Annotated in this window: 18 protein-coding genes and 1 tRNA gene; 9 read left to right on the top strand and 10 right to left on the bottom strand. The window is 68.0% G+C overall.

Annotated features, from left to right (window positions below; genetic code table 11):
• Position 1 precedes the first annotated feature (1 nt).
• From AC1D1G_RS00225 to AC1D1G_RS00205, 5 genes are all read right to left on the bottom strand, one after another.
• On the bottom strand, positions 2–1,489 hold the full coding sequence (locus AC1D1G_RS00225) for a penicillin-binding transpeptidase domain-containing protein (RefSeq protein WP_283334705.1): 1,488 nt from the start codon (positions 1,487–1,489) through the stop codon (positions 2–4).
• Positions 1,486–2,940 carry an FtsW/RodA/SpoVE family cell cycle protein gene (locus AC1D1G_RS00220; protein ID WP_009476773.1) on the bottom strand — a complete coding sequence of 485 codons (1,455 nt, stop codon included), beginning with the start codon at positions 2,938–2,940 and terminating at the stop codon, positions 1,486–1,488. The genes AC1D1G_RS00225 and AC1D1G_RS00220 overlap by 4 nt, the downstream gene beginning before the upstream one ends.
• Positions 2,940–4,406 carry a PP2C family protein-serine/threonine phosphatase gene (locus tag AC1D1G_RS00215; protein WP_418341273.1) on the bottom strand — a complete coding sequence of 489 codons (1,467 nt, stop codon included), beginning with the start codon at positions 4,404–4,406 and terminating at the stop codon, positions 2,940–2,942. The genes AC1D1G_RS00220 and AC1D1G_RS00215 overlap by 1 nt, the downstream gene beginning before the upstream one ends.
• Positions 4,403–4,867 carry an FHA domain-containing protein FhaB/FipA gene (locus AC1D1G_RS00210; protein ID WP_005249074.1) on the bottom strand — a complete coding sequence of 155 codons (465 nt, stop codon included), beginning with the start codon at positions 4,865–4,867 and terminating at the stop codon, positions 4,403–4,405. The genes AC1D1G_RS00215 and AC1D1G_RS00210 overlap by 4 nt, the downstream gene beginning before the upstream one ends.
• 256 nt (positions 4,868–5,123) lie before the next feature.
• Positions 5,124–6,428, bottom strand: a complete 1,305-nt coding sequence (locus AC1D1G_RS00205) for a DUF3662 and FHA domain-containing protein (RefSeq protein ID WP_477950445.1) — start codon at positions 6,426–6,428, stop codon at positions 5,124–5,126.
• 255 nt (positions 6,429–6,683) lie between these two features.
• Here AC1D1G_RS00205 and AC1D1G_RS00200 point away from each other — a divergent pair.
• The 5 genes from AC1D1G_RS00200 (at position 6,684) to AC1D1G_RS00180 (ending at position 9,316) form a co-directional block, all read left to right on the top strand.
• Positions 6,684–6,769 (top strand) — tRNA-Leu (locus tag AC1D1G_RS00200).
• A gap of 281 nt (positions 6,770–7,050) precedes the next feature.
• A complete protein-coding gene (locus tag AC1D1G_RS00195) occupies positions 7,051–7,446 on the top strand; it encodes a DUF6292 family protein (protein ID WP_280783102.1) in 396 nt (131 codons plus the stop codon).
• A gap of 54 nt (positions 7,447–7,500) precedes the next feature.
• The gene (locus AC1D1G_RS00190; protein ID WP_283354762.1) at positions 7,501–8,154 is read left to right on the top strand and encodes a hypothetical protein; all 654 of its coding nucleotides are present in this window, start codon (positions 7,501–7,503) and stop codon (positions 8,152–8,154) included.
• On the top strand, positions 8,151–8,612 hold the full coding sequence (locus tag AC1D1G_RS00185; RefSeq protein ID WP_280783104.1) for an RDD family protein: 462 nt from the start codon (positions 8,151–8,153) through the stop codon (positions 8,610–8,612). The genes AC1D1G_RS00190 and AC1D1G_RS00185 overlap by 4 nt, the downstream gene beginning before the upstream one ends.
• Positions 8,613–8,632: 20 nt before the next feature.
• Positions 8,633–9,316, top strand: coding sequence for an AraC family transcriptional regulator (locus AC1D1G_RS00180; protein WP_283334709.1), 684 nt, complete (start codon positions 8,633–8,635; stop codon positions 9,314–9,316).
• Here the strand turns inward: AC1D1G_RS00180 and AC1D1G_RS00175 are convergent.
• A complete protein-coding gene (locus AC1D1G_RS00175; protein ID WP_477950442.1) occupies positions 9,306–9,701 on the bottom strand; it encodes a VOC family protein in 396 nt (131 codons plus the stop codon). The genes AC1D1G_RS00180 and AC1D1G_RS00175 overlap by 11 nt on opposite strands.
• 111 nt (positions 9,702–9,812) lie before the next feature.
• On the opposite strand from AC1D1G_RS00175, the gene AC1D1G_RS00170 reads away from it, so the two are divergent.
• On the top strand, positions 9,813–10,208 hold the full coding sequence (locus AC1D1G_RS00170) for an SRPBCC family protein (protein WP_198602106.1): 396 nt from the start codon (positions 9,813–9,815) through the stop codon (positions 10,206–10,208).
• Between the two features lie 100 nt (positions 10,209–10,308).
• Here the strand turns inward: AC1D1G_RS00170 and AC1D1G_RS00165 are convergent, their stop codons facing one another.
• From AC1D1G_RS00165 to AC1D1G_RS00150, 4 genes are all read right to left on the bottom strand, one after another.
• The gene (locus tag AC1D1G_RS00165) at positions 10,309–11,076 is read right to left on the bottom strand and encodes a hypothetical protein (protein WP_477950440.1); all 768 of its coding nucleotides are present in this window, start codon (positions 11,074–11,076) and stop codon (positions 10,309–10,311) included.
• A complete protein-coding gene (locus AC1D1G_RS00160) occupies positions 11,073–11,741 on the bottom strand; it encodes a DUF8176 domain-containing protein (RefSeq protein WP_283334713.1) in 669 nt (222 codons plus the stop codon). The genes AC1D1G_RS00165 and AC1D1G_RS00160 overlap by 4 nt, the downstream gene beginning before the upstream one ends.
• Before the next feature lie 71 nt (positions 11,742–11,812).
• Positions 11,813–12,658 (bottom strand): glycoprotein, encoded by an 846-nt coding sequence (locus tag AC1D1G_RS00155; protein WP_283354758.1) that lies wholly within the window; start codon positions 12,656–12,658, stop codon positions 11,813–11,815.
• Positions 12,659–12,958: 300 nt separating this feature from the next.
• Positions 12,959–13,981: an FAD-dependent oxidoreductase gene (locus AC1D1G_RS00150; RefSeq protein ID WP_477950437.1), complete on the bottom strand. Its 1,023-nt coding sequence runs from the start codon at positions 13,979–13,981 to the stop codon at positions 12,959–12,961.
• Between the two features lie 54 nt (positions 13,982–14,035).
• Between AC1D1G_RS00150 and AC1D1G_RS00145 the strand changes: the two genes are divergently transcribed.
• From AC1D1G_RS00145 to AC1D1G_RS00135, 3 genes are all read left to right on the top strand, one after another.
• Positions 14,036–14,584 (top strand): TetR/AcrR family transcriptional regulator, encoded by a 549-nt coding sequence (locus tag AC1D1G_RS00145; RefSeq protein WP_283334716.1) that lies wholly within the window; start codon positions 14,036–14,038, stop codon positions 14,582–14,584.
• Between the two features lie 306 nt (positions 14,585–14,890).
• The gene (gene gltB / locus AC1D1G_RS00140; RefSeq protein ID WP_477950435.1) at positions 14,891–19,489 is read left to right on the top strand and encodes a glutamate synthase large subunit; all 4,599 of its coding nucleotides are present in this window, start codon (positions 14,891–14,893) and stop codon (positions 19,487–19,489) included.
• Complete coding sequence (locus AC1D1G_RS00135; RefSeq protein WP_061040728.1) at positions 19,482–20,933, top strand: glutamate synthase subunit beta; 1,452 nt, start codon at positions 19,482–19,484, stop codon at positions 20,931–20,933. Before gltB ends, AC1D1G_RS00135 begins: the two co-directional genes overlap by 8 nt.
• Positions 20,934–21,072: the final 139 nt, after the last annotated feature.

Below are 21,072 nucleotides of genomic sequence, written 5' to 3'. Positions count from 1 at the left end.
ATCAGCCCCCTTGTAGTCCGGCTGCGATGACGGCACGGCCGATAGGTGCAGCCACCGAGCCGCCGGTTGCGGCCAGTGCACGATCTCCGCCGTCCTCGACGATGACCGCAATGGCCACGGTCGGGTTCTGGGCGGGTGCGAATCCGATGTACCAGGCGTGGGGCGGGGTGTTCCGAGGGTCGGTCCCGTGCTCGGCGGTGCCCGTCTTGGACGCGATCTGGACGCCCGGGATCTTGCCTTCGCCGCTGGTGTTGTTCTCGGAACCGATCATCAGGTCGGTCAGGGTGGCCGCCACCTGGGACGACATCGCCTGGCCTTCGGACACCGGGTTGGTGGTCGCGAGGTTGGACAGGTCCGGCCCCTGCAGTTCGGACACCAGTTGCGGTTGCATCCGCACCCCACCGTTGGCGACGGTAGCCGCGATCATCGCGTTCTGCAGCGGAGTGAGCGCGACGTCACGCTGGCCGATGCTGCTCTGACCGAGTGCGGCGTCGTCGGGGATCGACCCGATCGTGCTGTCCGCGACGGGGAACGGGACGCCGGGCATCTGCCCACCGATGCCGAGCGCGCTGGACTGGTCGCTGACGGCGTCGGCGCCGGTCTTCACACCGAGTTCGACGAACGCCGTGTTGCAGGACCGCGCGAACGCCTCACGCAGCGACGCGGTGGGGGCGCCGCCACACGTGGAGCCGTTGTAGTTCTCGAGCGTCGTCGACGTGCCGGGAAGGGTGATCTGCGGGGCCGCGGTCAGCTGGGTGTCGGGGGTGGTTCCGGCGGCGAGCGCCGCCGCGGTCACCACCACCTTGAACGTGGAGCCCGGCGGGTACGTCTGCGACACCGCACGGTTGATCAGCGGCTTCTCCGGGTCGGCGTTGAGGGCCTCCCACGCCTGGGTGGTCTCGGTGCCGTCGTGGCTGGCGAGCGAGTTGGGGTCGTAGCTCGGGGTGCTGACCATCGTGAGGATGCGTCCGGTGCTCGGTTCGATCGCGACGACCGAACCGGTGTAGCCCTTCGCCGTCAGCTCGTCGTACGCCACCTGCTGCATGACCGGGTTGATCGTGGTCACCACGTTGCCGCCGCGCGGGTCGCGCCCGGACACGAGGTCGAAGAAGCGACGCCCGAACAGCCGGTTGTCGGAGCCGTTGAGGACCGGGTCCTCGGCCCGCTCGAGACCGGTGCTGCCGTACTGCATCGAGTAGAAACCGGTGACCGGTGCGTTGGCCAGCGGGCTGGACGGTGCCGCCGGGTTCGGCGGGTAGGTGCGCAGGTACTTGTAGCGGTCGTCGGTCGGGACGGACGCCGCGAGCACCTGGCCGGCCGCCGAGATCTGGCCGCGCTGACGCGAGTACTCGTCGAGCAGCACGCGCGAGTTCCGCGGATCGGCCCGCAGGTTGTCCGCCTTGATGACCTGAACGTAGGTGGCGTTGGCGAGGAGGGCGACCACCATCACCATGACGGCGATCGCGACGCGACGCAGAGGTGTGTTCATGAGCGCGGCACCATCTCGGTCGGGGCGTCGGCGATGGGTGCGGGGCCCTTCTTCTTCGGGACGGCCGGCTCACGGGCGGCGTCGGAGATCTTGATCAGGATCGCAAGCAGGAGATAGTTGGCGAGCAGCGACGACCCACCGTAGGACATGAATGGCGTGGTCAGACCGGTGAGCGGGATCAGCTTGGTGACGCCGCCGACCACCACGAACACCTGCACCGCGATCGTGAAAGACAGCCCGGCCGCGAGGAGCTTGCCGAAGCTGTCGCGGACGGCCAGCGCGGTGCGCAGACCGCGGATGACGAGGATCAGGAACAGCATCAGGACGGCGGCGAGCCCGATCAGACCGAGCTCCTCACCGATCGTGGCGACGATGAAGTCGGTCTTCGCGAACGGCACCTGGGCGGGTCGTCCGCTGCCGAGTCCCGTTCCGGCCACACCGCCGGTCGCGAGTCCGAACAGCGACTGCGAGATCTGGTAGCCGGTGTTGTTGTAGTCGGCCAGCGGGTCGAGCCAGGTGCTGACCCGGACCCGGACGTGGCCGAACAGCTGGTAGGCGAAGAAGAAGCCGATTCCGAGCAGTCCGACGCCGATCAGCAGCCAGCCGACGCGCTCGGTGGCGATGTAGAGCATCACCAGCACGGTGCTGAACAGCAGCAGCGACGTGCCGAGGTCCTTCTCCAGCACGAGCACACCCACCGACACCATCCACGCGACGAGGATGGGGCCGAGGTCGCGGGCGCGGGGGAGGTCGATGCCGAACACGTGCTTGCCTGCGGTGGTGAACAGGTCGCGCTTCGCGACCAGCACCGACGCGAAGAAGATGATCAGGAGGATCTTCGCGAACTCGCCGGGCTGAATGCTGAAGCCGGGGAGGCGGATCCAGATCTTCGCGCCGTTCACCTCGGAGAAGCTGGACGGCAGGATCGCCGGGATGGCGAGGAACACCAGTCCGGCCAGGCCCAGCGTGTAGCTGTAGCGGGCCAGGAGGCGGTAGTCCTTGAGCAGCACCAGCACGGCCACGAAACCGGCGATGGCCAGCGTCGTCCACAGCACCTGCTGGTTGGCATCCGGCGAGGGGACGGGCAGCCCGAAGTAGGCGGCGGACTGTGCGTCGGCGAGGTCGAGTCGGTGGATCAGCACCAGCCCGAGGCCGTTGAGCAGCGCGACGATCGGCAGGATCAGCGGGTCGGCGTACGGCGCGAACCGGCGCACCGCGAGGTGCGCGATCAGGAACAGCGCCGAGTAGGCGGCGGCGTACTTGGCGAGGTCCCAGGTGATGCTCTGTTCCTGGCTGGCCTCGACCAGCACCAGCGAGATCGTCGTGATCAGGATCGCGAAACCGATCAGGATCAGCTCGGTGCCCCGGCGCGTCGACTGGACGGGGGCTGGCGCGAACCCGCCGGGGGGACTGGGAAACTGCGCCCCCGGTGATGCACTTGCGACCGACATCAGCTAGCCGTCCTGCAGTTCTGACCGGGAACCTGGGTCACGGTCGGCGCCGGGGTGGCGGTCGGAGTCTGGGGTGTGCTCGGCGCCGGTGCGGGCGGCACCTCGGCCGGGGGAACAGGCGCGGGCGGCGGCGTGGTCTCCGGGACGGGAGCCGGAGTCGGTGCCGGAGTGGTCGTCGTGGTGGTGGTGGACGACGCCGACTCGCAGACCGGAAGCAGATCGTTCTGAGCGAGCCGCGTCATCTGGTTGCGGACGTCGTCGAGCTTGCCCGAGGGCAGCCCGGCACGCACCTGCTCGCGGGCGGACGGCTGGAGGTCGTCGACCTCGAGGATGGTGCACCCGTTCGGTGATTCGGTCGGCGACATCAACGTCAGGTCGCCGGCATCGCTGACACAGCCGACGAGATTCGCTTCCTGCAGCGAGTAACCCAGCACCGAGCCGGGAACTCCGCGCAGCACGGTGACGCGTTCGCCGTCGGCGCCGACGTAGTAGTTGTTGCGGACCAGAGCCCGCCCCACGAAGGCAGCGACGGCGACCACGACGATCAGACCGAGCGCGAGCGCAGCCCACCACATGCGGTGACGCTTCTTCTTCGTCGGCGGTTCCTCGACCTGCGGGACCACCCGCTTCGGGGTGGCCCGCGGCGGCCGCATCGCGGCGGCGCGGCCCGCGGCCGTGTTGGGCGGCGGTGTGTCCTCTTCGTCGTCGGCGGAGGCGGCACCGGCGACGATGGGGTGGCTCTGCCCGTAATCGAGGTCGATGACGTCGGCGACGACGACCGTCACGTTGTCCGGGCCGCCGCTGCGCAGGGCGAGTTCGATGAGCCGGTCGGCGCACTCGTCCTGCGAGCCCTCACGCATCGTGTTCTCGATGGTCTCGTCGCTGACCACGTCCGACAGTCCGTCGGAGCACAGCAGGTAACGGTCGCCTGCGCGCGCCTCGCGGACCGTCAGCGTCGGCTCGATCTCGTTGCCGGTGAGGGCGCGCATGATGAGCGACCGCTGCGGGTGGGTATGCGCCTGCTCGGCGGTGATCCGTCCCTCGTCGACGAGGGACTGCACGAACGTGTCGTCCCGGGTGATCTGCGCGAGGGAGTCGTCGCGGAGCAGGTAGGCGCGGGAGTCGCCGATGTGGACCAGCCCGAGCTTGTTGCCGGAGAACAGAATTGCGGTGAGCGTGGTGCCCATGCCGTCGAGTTCGGGATCCTCCTCGACGTGGTCGGCGATGGAGTCGTTGCCCTCCCGGGTGGCGGCCTCGAGCTTGCCGAGAAGGTCTTCGCCGGGCTCGTCGTCGTCGAGATGCGCGAGGGCCGCGATCATCAACTGCGACGCGACCTCACCGGCCGCGTGACCGCCCATGCCGTCCGCGAGCGCCAGCAGGCGGGCACCGGCGTAGACGGAATCTTCGTTGTTGGAACGGACGAGGCCACGGTCACTGCGGGCGGCATAGCGGAGTACGAGGGTCACGGGCGCAACTCGATTACCGTTTTGCCGACCCGTACGGGGGTACCGAGCGGCACGCGGACAGATGTGGTGACCTTGGCGCGATCCAGGTACGTGCCGTTGGTCGAGCCGAGGTCTTCGACGTACCAGTCGGCGCCTCGCGGGGAGAGCCGAGCGTGGCGGGTGGAGGCGTAGTCGTCGGTGAGGACGAGGGTGGAGTCGTCGGCCCGGCCGATGAGGACGGGCTGGGTGCCGAGAGTGATGCGCGTGCCGGCGAGGCCGCCCTGCGTCACCACCAGATACTTGGCCGTCTTGGTCTTACCCAGCGACGGCAGCACGTTGCCGCTGCGCGAATATCGGGGCGGCACACGGACGCCGGATCCCGCGTAGATGTCGCCGCGCAACGCCCGCAGAACGGTCCACACGAAAAGCCACAGCAGAAGCAGGAAACCTGCTCGTGTGAGTTGCAGAATCAAACCTTGCACGGCAGTCCACCTCCTTCTGTGGCGGGAACGTTCGAGGTTCCAGCGTCTTTTTCTCGCAGCATCATATGGGCAACCCGCACCCTGGGATCAGGATACGGACAGCCCACAACGATACGGAGTCCCCACCGTGTTACGTCCGACACGGGCTCCGACGCGATGTCGGTCGAGTATCGAAGCCGTCTCGGTTGGGTCTCGGTGAGGCAGTTCGGGGTCGGGTATCGGCAGAACCTACTCGGAGTCCTAACTCGGTGGTGCCTCAGAGGATTCGGACCAGAATCTCCGAATGACCCGCCCGGATGATGTCTCCGTCGGCCAGCTGCCAATCCTGCACGGGGGCACCGTTGACGGTGGTGCCGTTGGTGGAGCCGAGGTCGGACAGCATCGCGACCTGGCCGTCCCAGCGAATGTCGATGTGGCGGCGCGACACACCGGTGTCGGGCAGGCGGAACTGTGCCTCCTGGCCGCGGCCGATGATGTTGTTGCCCTCACGGAGCTGGAAGTGGCGTCCACTGCCGTCCTCGAGCTGCAGCGTCGCCGTGAACGTGTGGCCGTCGGGCGCGTAGGCCTGCTGCCCGTAGCCGCCCTGGTCGTAGTCGGCGTAGCCCTGCTGGTCGTACGCCTGCTGGTCGTATCCGCCCTGCTGGTAGCCGCCGCGGTCGTAACCCTGGTCGTAGCCCTGCGGCTGCTGGTACCCGGCCTCCGCGTAGGAACCGTCCGGGTAGCGGGCGGGAGCCGCCTGCTGGTCGTACGCCTGCTGGTCGTAACCCTGCTGGTAGCCGCCCTGCTGGTAGTCGTAGCCGGCGTCCGCGGGCTGCTCGTAGCCGGGAGCCTGCGCACCCTGGTCGTATGCCTGGCCGTACGCGGCATCCTGGGGGTACCCGCCGCGCTGGTCGTCGGGGTACTGCTGCTGGTCGTAGCCGCCCTGCTGGTAGCCGCCGCGGTCGTAACCGTTCTGGTAGCCCTGCGGGTACCGCTGGTCCTGACCCGCATGGGCATGACCGTTGCGCGCGTACTGCGGGTCGGGATTGCGGTTGCCCGCTGGTTCGCGGCTGGGGTCGTAGCCTGAGTTCTGCGTCATGGGGCCAGCTCCTGGATTCGACGTGACGGGTACAAACGGTGCCTGTGGTCGCGGTGCGGGACCGCCTGGCGGTTCGGGTCGCCCCGGCGTGGCCGCCCCTGGGCGGCCGGCATCCGGATCCACCGAACCCCGGGTGCGGAACTGCCCGGTGTGCAGTGAAGGCGACGGTTCGAACGCGACATGAATGGGACCATACGTCTGCCAGCCCTGGTCGCGAATGAAGTCTTCGAGGTGTCGGGCGAAGGCCTTGACCGTCAAGTCTCTGTCGGCGGCAAGTTCTTCGTGGTCCGAGTTGTTGATGGCGATGACATAGCTGTTCGGCGCGAGCAGGTGCCCACCGTCCAACTGCTGGATTCGGTCGGAGGCTTCCTGCTGAAGCGCGGCCTCCACCTCCTGTGGCACCACGCCGCCGCCGAAGACCCGGGCGAACGCGTCACCCACGGCTCCCTGGAGCTTCCGCTCGAAACGTTGAACTATCCCCATCGGAACCTCCTCACGGTGCCTGGCTGTCGGGCCTTCTGTCCTCGGTGCGCGGTGGCTGTGACGAGACATGTCCGTGTCGCGGCACTGCCGTGCGCGTATCCCACGGTACTGTCATTGCCTCGGGCCACGACACGGGTCTACGCCATTGCATGATATCGGTCTTTGCCTGGACGGGTGTTTTTGTGGCCTTTTCGGGTCCTGACCTGTACGAATCGTGATTTCTGGCGACCTCGTGTTAATGTTTCCGGGTCGCTCGGGCGAGTGGCGGAATGGCAGACGCGCTGGCTTCAGGTGCCAGTGTCCTTCGGGACGTGGGGGTTCAAGTCCCCCTTCGCCCACCACATGCGATTCTTCGGAATCGCGACATCGAGGCCACGAACTCCACGAGTTCGTGGCCTTCGTGTTTTCCCCACAAAGGTGCGTGGGGTGGTGTATCCCCACCCCAGGGTGGCTACCGGGCGCCCCGTCGCAGCCCGACGATGGAGTAGAAGCCTCGTCGCGAACCACCGGCCCTTCGGACCCGAACCCGTCCTCCCGGCGGTCCGTGACGAATGACTCGAGTGTGAACCTGCCGTCCGGCTTCTTCCGCTGGGTTTCTGCGAACGTCGAGAGTGGGTTGTGTATGAGCATCAGCCAGGTCCGGGCCACCAGCTCGGCGAATGTCGGTGAGTACGTCGGTTCCGTCGCGACAACGGTGGGCGCCCAGTCGGTCGACTGGTGGTGCACCCCCGCTTTCGACGCGGTCGTGACCCTTTCCTGCGAGATCCCCTACTACCGTGGCCGGAAGGCCGTACTGGCCTGGAACCGCCACTTCGGGTGGTCGCTCGGGGTACACGGACTCTCCCAGGGGAACGTGCTGGTCGTCGAGGGACTCGGGTTGGGACCGGCACCGGATCCCGCGCACTGCTCGGATCGGGTCGCCGAGTTGCTCACCGAACTCGCCGACTGGGCGCCCCGTCCGGCGTCCGGACAGCCCGCCCCGCGAATCGTGCACGGCCCTGGCGCTCCCCACGCCTGAGCTATAAATCTGGAACCCGTGCGTCGCGGGCGCCGACCGGCTTGGATATCGAGTATGGACGGCAGGAGAGCCCCTGATCCGCTGCGCCTCGCGGCCGGCGTCGCCGCGACCGCCGGCGGTGCGTTGCAGCGTGTGATCGGACTCGGCGTCGACACGGCGCGACTCCTGCCGGGAGTCGACCCGCTGCTGGTCACCCTCGAGGAACGCGGCACCCAGACGCTCCGCAGTGCCGACGAACTCGCGGATCGGGTGCTGCACGCAGTGCTGCGAAGAGTCGTGCAAGTCGCTCTTCAGGAGGTGGACCTCACCACGATCGTGCGTGATCACGTCGACCTGGACGTGGTCGCCGAAGGCATCGACATCCAGCGCATCATCGACCGCGTCGACGTGGATGCCATCGCCGCCCGGGTGGACATCCCGCAGATTCTCGATCGCGTCGACATCGACGCCGTCGCCGCGCGGATAAACGTGGATGCGATCGTCGACCGCGTAGACGTGGACTCCGTCATCGGGCGGGTCGATCTGGTGGTGCTCGCCGATACCGTGATCGAGGGCGTGGACCTGCCGCGCATCATCCGCGAGTCGACGGACTCGATGTCCAACGAGGCGGTCCGCGGGGTGCGGACCCAGGGCATGCAGGCCGACGACGCCGTCGCCGGGTTCGTGGGCAAGCTGTTCGGGCGCGGGCACGAACCGGACGATGCATGAGCACCCCGGCACATCGCGCGGCCGGGATCGTCACCCGCGGTCTGGCAGCGGGCATCGACCTGGCAGTCGTGCTGGCCGTGATGGGCGGCATCTATGTCGGAGTGTTGTTCCTCCGGTTGCTGTTCTCGCCGCAGGAATTCTCGTTCCCCGATGCCAATGCCGTGCTCTCCGTGACCTTGTTCATCGGCGTGTCGGTGCTGTACCTGACGGCGTGCTGGGCCGTGAGCGGCCGCACCGTCGGTGCCGTGACGATGGGGCTGCGGGTGGTCAGCCGCAACGGTGAACTGATCGGCTGGCTGCGGGCCCTTCTCCGGGCGGTGCTGTGCGTGATGTTCGGGTTCGGATTGTTCTGGGCGGCAGTCGACGGCCGGCGCCGGTCCCTGCAGGACATCCTGCTGCGGACCGCCGTCGTCTACGACTGGGATCCGGATCTGCACGCCGTCGAGCCGGGCACCTGACGTCTGCCTAGCATGGGGTCATGTACGCGGAGCGGCGGTCGGTGTTCCCCGGCGCTGTGGTGTGGCAGAAGACCGCAGCCGGCGGTGAGGCGGCCATCCTGCCCGACGGCTGCATGGACCTCATCTGGATGAACGGTGACGTCGTCGTGGCCGGCCCCGACTCCCGGCCGTATCTGAACCGCAGCCGCGAGGGCGACCGCTACGTCGGATTACGCTGTTCCCCAGGCACTCTGCCGGATCTTCTGGCGACGCCGGCGGAGGAGCTGGCCAACCTTCGGGTGCCGCTCGCCGAGGTGCTGACGGACCGCGCCACCACGGAATTCCTCGGCAGGATCGCCGACGCCGCCGACCCCGGCCGGGCGCTCGAGGAGTTCGCGAGGTCTCGCCGGCTCCTCGGGCCGCCGCCGGATGGCAGGATCCCCGCGATCGTGCGGCTTCTGGAGCAGCAGACATCCGTTAGCGAGGTGGCGGACCGGATCGGTGTCGGCGAGCGCCAACTGCACCGCCTGTGCCGACGGCAGTTCGGTTACGGGCCGAAGATGCTGGCCCGGATCCTTCGATTGCAGTCGGCGCTGGGGTTGGCGGGTTCGTCCATCCCCGCAGCTCAGGCGGCCGGCATGGCGGGTTTCGCCGATCAGGCCCACCTGATCCGTGAGGCACACGAGTTGACCGGCCGCACGTTCGGTCAGCTGGTCACGGTGTGAGCGCGGCAAAGAGGTCGACGGGGTTGCCGTCGGGATCGTCGACGGTGGCGTAACGCTGCCCCCACGGTGCGTCCCACGGCTTCTTCCGACCGTTGTAGCCGCATCCCGTGAACTCGTCGAACAGCGTGTCGACGTCTGCGGCGGTGCCGCAGTCGAAAGCGAGGGCGAGGCGATGCCCGCCGGCGGGTTCGGTCCAGTCGGGTGTGAACGAGCGGATGGTCTCGACCGTGTCCCACAGCACGCGGATCCCACCGGGAAACTCGAATTCGACGTGCGGTGCCTGATCGGCGTCGGCGGGAATGTCGAGTCCGAGCCGCCGGTAGAACGCGAGCGACGTGGGCAGGTCGTGGACGACCAGTTCGATGGCACTGAATGTTGCGGTCATACCGAGAACGCTAACGACCTCAGACTGACCCGCATTGAAGGTTTCGGACATCGAGCACCGGAGTCCGATTTCTTCAATCACCTGTGCCGTGGAGCGGGGATGCTGGGAGTCATGACCACCGAATCAACTCATGTGAGTGTGTTCATCGCTCGGACCGCCGCCGACGTGTACGCCTACGCGAGCGACCCCGCCAACCTCCCCGCCTGGGCGGCCGGCCTGAGCACCAACATCACCCGGGACGGCGACCGTTGGCTCGCGGACTCCCCGATGGGACAGGTCGCCGTGACCTTCGCACCCGCCAACGACTACGGCGTCCTCGACCACGACGTCACCCTCCCCAGCGGCGACACCGTCTACAACCCCGTGCGCGTCATCCCCGATGGCGACCACAGCGAAGTCGTCTTCACCATCCGGCGACGCGACGGCGTCACCGCCGAAGAATTCGCGCAGGACGCAGCAGCCGTCACCGCCGACCTGCAGAGGTTGAAGGGGTTGCTGGAGGCGTGAGGGGGCGCGGGCCTTCGCGTTTGCACACCGATTGGTCAAACGCGCTGCAATTGCGGGTGCAGCTGACTAAACCGTGGGCGGATGTGGGTAAGTGCCTCGCTCAGACCCGTTCCGGACGACCTTCGGCCACGGCCGACGCCGCCGCGGACACCCGCTCGTACGCGGCCCGGGTGTCCGATGCCAGCCGGCTGTGATCGATGACGATTCCCATGCCCAGATGTTCGTCGTAGGGGATGGTCTCGACGCCCCACACCTGTCCGCCCAAGTACTCGCGGAGAAGGTCGACGTCCACCTGCCAGCCGGTGGCGTCCTGATTCGACACGGTGACGACGGTGCGGGCGAGCCCGGGTTCGCCGAGCGTGTCACCGATCGACTGCAACGCGGAGCGCAGGCGGTTGAACGCGTCCGCCCGGCACGGCACGACGAGAACGATCGGTGACGGGGTGGCCAGCAGCGGCGCGAGGTATGCGGCGCGCAACCGGTGACCCAGGTCGTGGACGGCACTCACTCCGCGAGCGCGCAGTAACCCTGTGAGAGTGTGGAATTCGCCGTCCGACGCGGTCTGGTCCCCCAGGCGGTTCAGGATGCGGGTCCCGGCACTCGTGCGGGAGCAGTACCCGTCGAACACGTCGTCCGCGACGGGGCCGGCGGCCACCAGTTGCTCGAGGCCGCTCACGGAGAGCGCAGCGTCGGCGCCACGTTCGGCGACGTCGCCGCCCGCGGGTGTCGCGTCGACGGCCACGACCGCGCCGCCGCGAGCTGCCGCGGTGTTGGCGAGCCCCAGCGCCGTCGTGGTTGCGCCGGCTCCTCCGCAGGCCCCGAGGACGAGGGTCGACACCGGAAGTGGGTGCAGCAGTTGGTCGGTCACTTCGCGTCTCCAATGGATGTGATGTACGTGCGACCGTCGCGGCCGGCGGTGGTCACGACCTGCTCGTACTTCTTCGTCGACCCGTCCGGACGCAGTTCCGACAGCGTCACCGCGTAGCGGCCGGGTTCGGTTTCGGTGATGGCGAGGCAGTGCTCGGTGCCCTCGGCAACCGAGTCGATGCCGCCCTGGATGGACTCGGCGGACCCCAGCGGCGCGTCGGGGGCGACCACCTCGCGGGCCTTCGTGCCACTGCGTGCGACGTAGTACGCATGGTCGAAGGCCAGGATCGCGGCGACGCCGTCGGACGTCCCGCCGGGACCGTTGCCGACAACCGTCGCGCCGTCGCGGGATTCGACGCACCAGCCGGAATCGGTAGCGGCGACGGGAGTTCCGCTCGCATCACCGGACGTCGAGGCGAACACGGCGACCACACCGGCGACGACGGCGATCACCGCGGCGGCGACGCCGGCGACCACGAGCCTCTGATTACCGCGAACAGGTGGTGCGGGATCGGGCTCGTCGCCCGCGGTCAGCCACGTCGGAGCCGGGGGTTGCTGCTCGGGTTCCGCGGCGGGAGCCGTCGACCCCGGTGCCGGGGCCGACGCGAACGGCGGGAACCAGTGCGAGAAGCGGTCGAGGGGTGCCCTGTTCGGCGGTTCGGTCACAGTTGAATCCTCCACACCTCATTCCCTCGCGCGGAGCCGACCCCGGGCGGGCTTCGCGCGAGGGAATCGGATCACACGTGCAGCGTCGCCTGGCTGCGCACGTTCACGCCGCCGATCGTGGTGGTGGCCGGACCGCTGTCGGTCGACTGCAGCTGCGGCAGTTGCGGTGCGGGGAGGGACGCGATCGTCCGAACCAGCTCCCCGAATGCCGGGTACCGGTGGGCCGCATCCGTGATCGCGGCGGCGACGGGGGTGACGTCGACGGGCGCAGACCAATTGGTGGGGTGCTCCGCGTGGGAATCGGCCGAGAACGCGGAGACGGTGGCTGCCGTCGGCGAGGACGGGTCGACGGCGATGCCCGCGGTGCCGGTGGCGTCGCCGACGCGCCAGCCGACGGTGCCGACGTATCCCTCGGGGTTGCCGTACTGGCGTCCGTTGACGGCCACGGGCACCGCGCCGACCAGTGTGTCGACGGCCGCGTTCACCTCGACGACCGGCTTCGGCACCGGAACTACGGGGGCGACCGGTGCCTGATGTGCCTTCGGCATGTCGTCGGGGTCGATCCACACGGTCGCCGGCTGGGCGGCCGGTGCCTCGTCCACGACACCCTCGGCGGCGGGCGCTGCCAGGTCGGGAGCAGTAGGCACGACCGTCTCGGCACCCGGCACCGCCAGCGGAGCCTGCGGGGGAGCGGGCGTCGTCGCGGCCGGAGCCGCCGGGTCGGTGACGCCCGGCTGGGACGTGGTGGGCGGCGTCGTCGGGACCGTCACGCCGGGCTGCGACGTGGTGGGCGCGGCCGAGGGGTCGGTGACGCCCGGCTGCGACGTGGACGGCGGGGTGGTCGGAGCGGCGTGCGCCGTCGCGGCGCCGAGCAGTGCTGCGGCGGACACCGAAACAGCGGCTGCCAGAGCGTGCATGCGGATTCTCAAGTCTTTGACTCCTGAAGTCGAACGGACATGGTGATCGAACGGACTGGTGCTGACGAAGCAAACGCAAGAGCGGTGCAGTTCAGAGGCACCGAAAGAGGGAAGCGAGCACAGCAGAATGCGTCCACCGACCAGGTGGATGTGTTGTTTCCCCGATGAGATACGTCCGTGCTGCCGGCACACTGCCGCAGCCGTCGTCCACCGCCCCCATGACCGCCCCCGGTTCTTTCTCGTCCCCCTACCGCGGCAAAGTACCAGACGGGCAACCGTTCCCGCGCCCCCACATTCCGGTCAGGCCAGGCCCGCGGCCAGTTTCACCGACAGATCGCGCAGCGGACGAAGACGGCCGGTCATCGCGACGGAGGACATGGCGCGCGATCCACGCACCAGCCGCCGCGTCGCTGGCCGCCGTGCGCGGTCGTACCGGCGCAGTGCGGTGTGAATGTCGGTGTCGGCGGTGAGGAATCGGCCGAGCGCGACGGCGTCGACGAGGGCCTCGCAGGCGCCCCGGCCGAGGTTCGGCGCCATCGCGTGGGCCGCGTCGCCGAGCAGGGCCGCGTTGCCCGACACGTACGACGGCAGCGCGGGCGACTCGTACAGGTCGTGGTGGAGCATCGCGTCGGGGGTGGCGGCATCCAGTACTGCCCGGACATCGGCGTGCCAATTCCCGAACCGTGACCGGAGGTAGTCGAGGCCGCCGGGGTGGCCGGCGTCGGTGCGGACGCACGCGAACCAGTTGACGAGATCGCCGTCGCGCGGAGTGATGCCGAAAAGTGCGTCCGTGTCCCAGGTTTCGCTGACGGTGTCGCGATGTCCGGGCACCCACCCGCGCCAGGCGGTCGCGCCTACGTACCGTGGCTCGAACTTCTCGCCGAACAGTTGTCGGCGGGTCAGGCTGCGCAGACCGTCCGCACCGATCACGACGTCGTGGTCCGTCAGCGCGTCGAGGGCGGGTGCCGGTGTGCCGAACGAGATCATGTCGTCGGGCAGGGCCTCGGCCAGTGTGGCCAGCAGGGCGGGCCGCGACAGCAGGTAGGCGGTGCGGTTGCGGTTGTCGATGGTGCCGATCACGGATCCGTCGGGGCGCAGGAGCGAACCGCGGTGCTGGGGTGATCCCAGTGTGCGTACCCGATCACCTGCGCCGATCGCGTCCAGCGCGTCGAGGGCCTGCGGCCACATGCCGAGTGCGGTGCCCGACGTGGGCAGGGTGTCGGCACGCTCGAAGACCTTGACGTGCCAGCCGGCGCGGGACAGGTAGCGGGCGACGGCGAGTCCGCCGATGCCGCCGCCGAGGACTGCTGCGGAGTGCGTCATGACCACCACGCTACTACGGGTGTAGTGAATTTACTACCGTTGTAGTGTCGGGGTATGGCAGACAAACGGGAGCAGGTGCTCGACGCCGCCATCGCGCTACTCGGCACGAAAGGCGTCCGGGCTCTCACGCACCGGGGCGTCGACGAGCTGGTCGGAATGCCGCAGGGGTCCACGTCCAACTACTTCCGTAGCCGGGGCGCGCTGCTCGAGGGGATCGTCACACGGCTCGTCGAACGTGACCGGGAGGACTGGCAGAAGTTCGCGCACCTCCGGCCCGACAGCAGAGACGCACTGGTCGCGGCGCTGGTCGCCTTTGTGAGTTTCTCCACTGGTCCGGACCGCGTGCGCACGAGTGCCCGCTACGCACTCTTCGTGGAGGCGTCCGTGACACCGGGCTTGGACGCGAAGATCGGGTCGGCGCGCCGAGCGCTCGTAGAATGGGGCGCGGACATGCTGGAACTCGTGGGATCGCGGAACCCGGCTTCCGACGCAGTGGTGATCACCGACTACCTGGACGGTGTAATCCTTCATCAACTCACCGTCCCGGATCCCGATTTCGATCCGACTGCGGGAATTACAGCGGTGCTCAGCGCGCTCACTTAACATGTACTCAGTGCAGTCGGACGAGGTCCGCCCTCGACAATGCCCAGTTCAGAGGGTAAATAGGCCAACCTAAGTTGTGTTTCGTCGGGGGTTCTGAATTATCGTTTTCGTTACACGTTGGACCCACGAAAGTCCGACCCGACCGAAAAGCCACGTCGCCCGGTGCGAGGACCACACCCAGCGTGCTGCAAAAGGGCGATAGCCGATCGGTGGTGCCGATCACGTCGTGACGGCACCTGCTTTGCAAGTTGATGGCCATCAGCGCTGCTGGTCGTCGGTGCATCTTTTGGCATACGAAGGCTAGGTATGAAGCAACTTCCAGGCCCCCAGGGGCTGTATCACCCGTCGAACGAGCACGATTCCTGTGGCGTCGCGTTCGTCGTGGACATGAAGGGCCGCCGCAGCAGGGACATCGTCGAGAAGGCGATCACCGCGCTGGTGAACCTCGAGCACCGTGGTGCCGCGGGCTCCGAACCCAACACGGGTGACGGCGCCGGCATCCTCCTCCAGGTCCCGGACAAGTTCTTCCGCGCCGTGGTCGACTTCCCGCTGCCCGCGGAAGGCACGTACGCCACCGGCATCGCGTTCCTGCCGCAGAGCAAGGCCGACGCGCAGCGCGCAGCCGACGCCGTCGAGAAGATCGTCGAGAGCGAGGGCCTGAAGGTCCTCGGCTGGCGCGAGGTCGCGACCGACGACTCGTCGCTCGGCGCCCTGGCCCGCGACGCCATGCCGACGTTCCGGCAGATCTTCATCGGCAGCGAGAACGACGCCCTCACCGGACTCGACCTCGAGCGGCGCGCCTACGTGGTCCGTAAGCGCACCGAGCACGAGCTGGGCAGCGAAGGCGCAGGCAAGGACGGCCCCGGTCGCGAGACCGTGTACTTCCCCAGCCTGTCGAGCCAGACGTTCGTCTACAAGGGCATGCTGACCACCCCGCAGCTCAAGGGTTTCTACCTGGACCTGCAGGACGAGCGACTCGAGTCGGCCCTCGGCCTCGTGCACTCGCGCTTCTCCACCAACACGTTCCCGTCGTGGCCGCTGGCCCACCCGTTCCGGCGCGTGGCCCACAACGGTGAGATCAACACCGTCACCGGCAACGAGAACTGGATGCGTGCCCGTGAGGCGCTCATCGACAGCGACATCTTCGGTGGCCGGGAGCAGTTGGAGAAGATCTTCCCGGTCTGCACGAACGGCGCCAGCGACACAGCGCGGTTCGACGAGGTGCTCGAGATGCTGCACCTCGGTGGCCGCAGCCTGCCGCACGCCGTGCTGATGATGATCCCGGAAGCCTGGGAACGGCACGAGAGCATGGACCCCGCACGCCGGGCGTTCTACCAGTACCACTCGTCGCTCATGGAGCCGTGGGACGGACCGGCGTCGGTGTGCTTCACCGACGGCACCGTCATCGGCGCCGTCCTGGACCGCAACGGCCTGCGCCCCTCGCGCCTCTGGGTGACCGACGACGACCTCGTCGTCATGGCCTCCGAGGTCGGCGTCCTACCGATCGACCCGGCCACCGTCGTGAAGAAGATCCGGCTGCAGCCCGGCCGCATGTTCCTCGTCGACACCGCCGAGGGTCGCATCATCAGCGACGACGAGATCAAGTCGGAACTGGCCGCCGAGCACCCCTACCAGGAGTGGCTCGACCAGGGTCTGACCCACATGGACGACCTGCCGGACCGCCCGTACACGTACATGTCGCACGAACGCGTCGTGCTGCGTCAGCTGATGTTCGGGTACACCAACGAAGAGGTCAACCTCCTCGTCAAGCCGATGGCGCTGTCCGGTGCCGAGGCGCTCGGCTCCATGGGTACCGACACCCCGATCGCCGTGCTGTCCTCGCGGTCGCGGATGCTGTTCGACTACTTCTCGCAGCTGTTCGCGCAGGTCACGAACCCGCCACTCGACGCCATCCGCGAGGAGGTCGTCACCAGCCTCGGCGGCACCATCGGCCCCGAGCACGACCTGCTGCACCCCACCGCGGAGTCCTGCCGGCAGATCTTCCTGCCGCAGCCGATCCTGCACAACGACGACCTGTCGAAGCTCATTCACGTCAACGACGACGGCGAATTCCCGAACTTCCGCAGCGTCATCGTCCGCGGTCTGTACCCCGTTGCCGAGGGCGGCGCGGGTCTGCGCAAGGCCCTCGACGACGTCCGCTACCAGGTGTCGGAGGCCATCGCCGGCGGTGCGCGCCTCGTCGTCCTGTCCGACCGTGAGTCGAACGAGACGTACGCGCCCATCCCGTCGCTGCTGCTGACGTCGGCCGTGCACCACCACCTGGTGCGTGAGAAGACCCGCACCAAGGTCGGTCTCATCGTCGAGGCCGGCGACGCCCGCGAGGTGCACCACATGGCGCTCCTCATCGGCTTCGGTGCGGCAGCGGTCAACCCGTACATGGCGTTCGAGACCGTCGACGAGGCGGTGCAGAACAACGAACTGCAGGGCATCAGCCTCGACAAGGCCATCCAGAACTACATCAAGGCCGCGGGCAAGGGTGTGCTCAAGGTGATGTCCAAGATGGGCATCTCCACCCTCGCGTCCTACACCGGCGCCCAGCTGTTCCAGGTCATCGGCCTGTCGCAGGAACTGGTCGACGAGTACTTCACCGGTTTGCAGTCCAGCCTCGGCGGCATCGGTCTCGACCAGATCGCCGCCGACGTCGCGGTCCGCCACTCCAACGCGTACCTGGACCGTCCCGAGGAGCGCGCGCACCGCGAGCTCGAGGTGGGCGGCGAGTACCAGTGGCGTCGTGAGGGCGAGTACCACCTGTTCAACCCGGACACGGTGTTCAAGCTGCAGCACTCCACGCGCACCGGGCAGTACGAGGTGTTCAAGGAGTACACGAAGCTGGTCGACGACCAGTCCGAGCGCCTCGCAGCGTTGCGCGGCCTCTTCGAGTTCAAGAAGGGCGTGCGCGAGCCCGTCCCGCTGGACGAGGTCGAGCCCGCCACCGAGATCGTCAAGCGCTTCTCGACGGGTGCGATGAGCTACGGCTCCATCTCCGCCGAGGCGCACGAGACCCTCGCCATCGCCATGAACCGCCTCGGCGGCCGGTCCAACTCCGGTGAGGGCGGCGAGAGCCCGGCCCGCTTCACCCCGGACGAGAACGGCGACTGGCGGCGGTCCGCGATCAAGCAGGTCGCGTCGGGACGCTTCGGTGTCACGTCGCACTACCTGACCAACTGCACCGACATCCAGATCAAGATGGCGCAGGGAGCGAAGCCCGGTGAGGGCGGCCAGCTGCCGGCGCACAAGGTGTACCCGTGGGTGGCCGAGGTCCGGCACTCCACGCCCGGCGTCGGGCTGATCTCGCCGCCGCCGCACCACGACATCTACTCGATCGAGGATCTCGCGCAGCTGATCCACGACCTGAAGAACGCCAACCCGCAGGCCCGGATCCACGTGAAGCTGGTGTCCGAGGTCGGTGTCGGCACCGTCGCCGCGGGTGTGTCCAAGGCACACGCGGACGTCGTGCTGATCTCCGGTCACGACGGTGGCACCGGCGCCACCCCGCTGACGTCGATGAAGCACGCGGGCGCCCCGTGGGAGCTCGGCCTCGCCGAAACCCAGCAGACGCTGCTCCTCAACGGTCTGCGCGACCGCATCGTCGTGCAGGTCGACGGCCAGCTCAAGACCGGCCGCGACGTGATGGTCGCCGCGCTGCTCGGTGGCGAGGAGTTCGGTTTCGCGACCGCCCCGCTGGTGGTGTCGGGCTGCATCATGATGCGGGTCTGCCACCTCGACACCTGCCCCGTCGGTGTCGCCACGCAGAACCCCGTTCTGCGCAAGCGGTTCAACGGCAAGCCGGAGTTCGTGGAGAACTTCTTCCTCTTCATCGCCGAAGAGGTGCGCGAACTCCTCGCCGAGCTCGGCTTCCGCACCCTCGACGAGGCCGTCGGACAGGTCGACGTCCTCGACACCACGAAGGCCCTCGAGCACTGGAAGGGCAGCAAGGCCGGCAACCTCGACCTGTCGCCGATCCTGCACGAGACCGAGTCGGCGTTCATGGACCAGGACCTGTACTGCACGGGCACCCAGGACCACGGCCTCGACAAGGCACTGGACCAGCAACTGATCGTCCAGAGCCGCAACGCTCTCGACAAGGGCCAGAAGGTCACGTTCGAGTCGCCGATCACCAACGTCAACCGCACGGTCGGCACCATGCTCGGCCACGAGGTGACGAAGGCGTACGGCGGCGAGGGCCTGCCGGACAACACGATCGACATCACGTTCACCGGTTCGGCCGGTAACAGCTTCGGTGCGTTCGTCCCCAAGGGCATGACCCTGCGCCTGCACGGCGATGCCAACGACTTCGTCGGCAAGGGCCTGTCCGGTGGACGCCTCGTGGTGCGTCCGCCGCTGGAGACCGCGCCCGGTTTCGTCGCTGAGGACAACATCATCGGCGGCAACGTGATCCTGTTCGGTGCCACGAGCGGTGAGGCTCTGCTCCGCGGTGTCGTGGGCGAGCGATTCGCGGTCCGTAACTCCGGCGCCACCGCGGTGGTCGAGGGAGTCGGCGACCACGGTTGCGAGTACATGACCGGCGGAAAGGTCGTCATCCTCGGTGCGACGGGACGTAACTTCGGTGCCGGCATGTCCGGTGGCGTCGCGTACGTCTACAACCCGGACAAGGTGTTCGAGGACAACCTCAACACGGAACTGGTGGATCTCGAGGACCTGACGGGTGACGACTTCACCTGGCTGAAGTCCGCCATCGAGCGTCACCGCGACGAGACGGGCTCGGAGGTTGCCGCGCGCATCCTGTCCGACTGGTCGCAGCAGGTCAACCATTTCGCGAAGGTGATGCCCCGCGATTACAAGAAGGTGCTCTTGGCCATCGAGGCCGCGAAGAAGGATGGAAAGAACGTGGACGAGGYAGTGATGGAGGCAGCTCGTGGGTGATCCAAGCGGCTTCCTGAAGCACACGTCACGCGAACTTCCGGTTCGCCGGCCGGTGCCGTTGCGCCTGCTCGACTGGAACGAGGTCTACGAGGAGTTCTCGCCGGACACCCTGAAGACTCAGGCCAGCCGGTGCATGGACTGCGGTATCCCGTTCTGCCACAACGGCTGTCCGCTGGGGAACCTGATTCCCGAGTGGAACGACCTGGTGTACAAAGACCGGTGGCACGACGGCATCGAGCGTCTGCACGCGACCAACAACTTCCCGGAGTTCACCGGGCGGCTGTGCCCCGCACCCTGTGAGGCGTCGTGCGTCCTGGGCATCAACCAGGACCCCGTCACCATCAAGCAGGTCGAGGTCGAGCTCATCGACCGCGCCTTCGACGAAGGCTGGGTCAAGCCGGTGCACCCGACGCGTTCGACGGGCAAGAAGGTCGCCGTCGTCGGTTCCGGTCCCGCGGGTCTCGCTGCAGCGCAGCAGCTGACGCGCGCCGGGCACATGGTCACCGTGTTCGAGCGGGCCGACCGAATCGGTGGGCTCCTGCGGTACGGCATCCCCGAGTTCAAGATGGAGAAGCGGCACATCGACCGCCGTCTCGACCAGATGAATTCCGAGGGCACCGTCTTCAAGACGGGTGTCAACGTGGGTGTCGACATCACCGCGGACGCACTGCGCGAGCAGTTCGACGCCGTGGTGCTGGCCGGCGGTGCCACCGAGGCCCGCGACCTGCCGATCCCCGGCCGCGAGCTGGACGGCATCCATCAGGCGATGGAGTTCCTGCCGATCGCCAACCGCGTGCAGCTCGGCGACCTGGAGAAGCCGACCATCACCGCGGAGGGCAAGAAGGTCGTCATCATCGGCGGCGGCGACACCGGCGCGGACTGCCTGGGCACCTCGCACCGTCAGGGTGCCGAGAGCGTTCACCAGTTCGAGATCATGCCGAGACCGCCCGAGACCCGCGCCGAGCACACCCCGTGGCCGACGTACCCGCTGATGTACCGGGTCGCGTCCGCGCACGAGGAGGGCGGCGAACGCCTCTTCTCCGTGAACACGGAACGGTTCGTCGGTGCCGACGGCAAGGTGACCGCACTGAAGGCCCACGAGGTCGAGATGAAGTCGGGCCGCTTCGAGAAGGTGGAGGGCTCGGACTTCGAGCTCGAGGCCGACCTCGTGCTGCTGGCGATGGGCTTCGTCGGACCCGAGAAGCCGGGCCTGCTCACCGATCTCGGCGTCGACCTCAACGAGCGCGGCAACGTCGCCCGCTCCGCGAAGTGGGCCACCAACGTCGACGGCGTCTTCGTGGCCGGCGACATGGGACGGGGTCAGTCGCTGATCGTGTGGGCCATCGCCGAGGGTCGCTCCGCGGCCGCCGCGGTCGATGCGTACCTCGAGGGCGAGTCGGCGCTGCCGTCTCCGATCGAGACCACCACCGCCCCGCAGCGGTAGCTGTAACTGCTCGTACAACCGCACCCCGGTAGGTTTTCCTACCGGGGTGTCGGTTTATCGTGCGGGGGTCACGTTCGGTCGGTAACGTTCATTTACCGATCGTGCATCTTTAGGTCACGTCGCCCTGGCAGCATCCCGT

The organism is Rhodococcus sp. P3_B8 (assembly GCF_056402775.1).
This window is presented reverse-complemented; position numbering and strand designations above follow the sequence as displayed.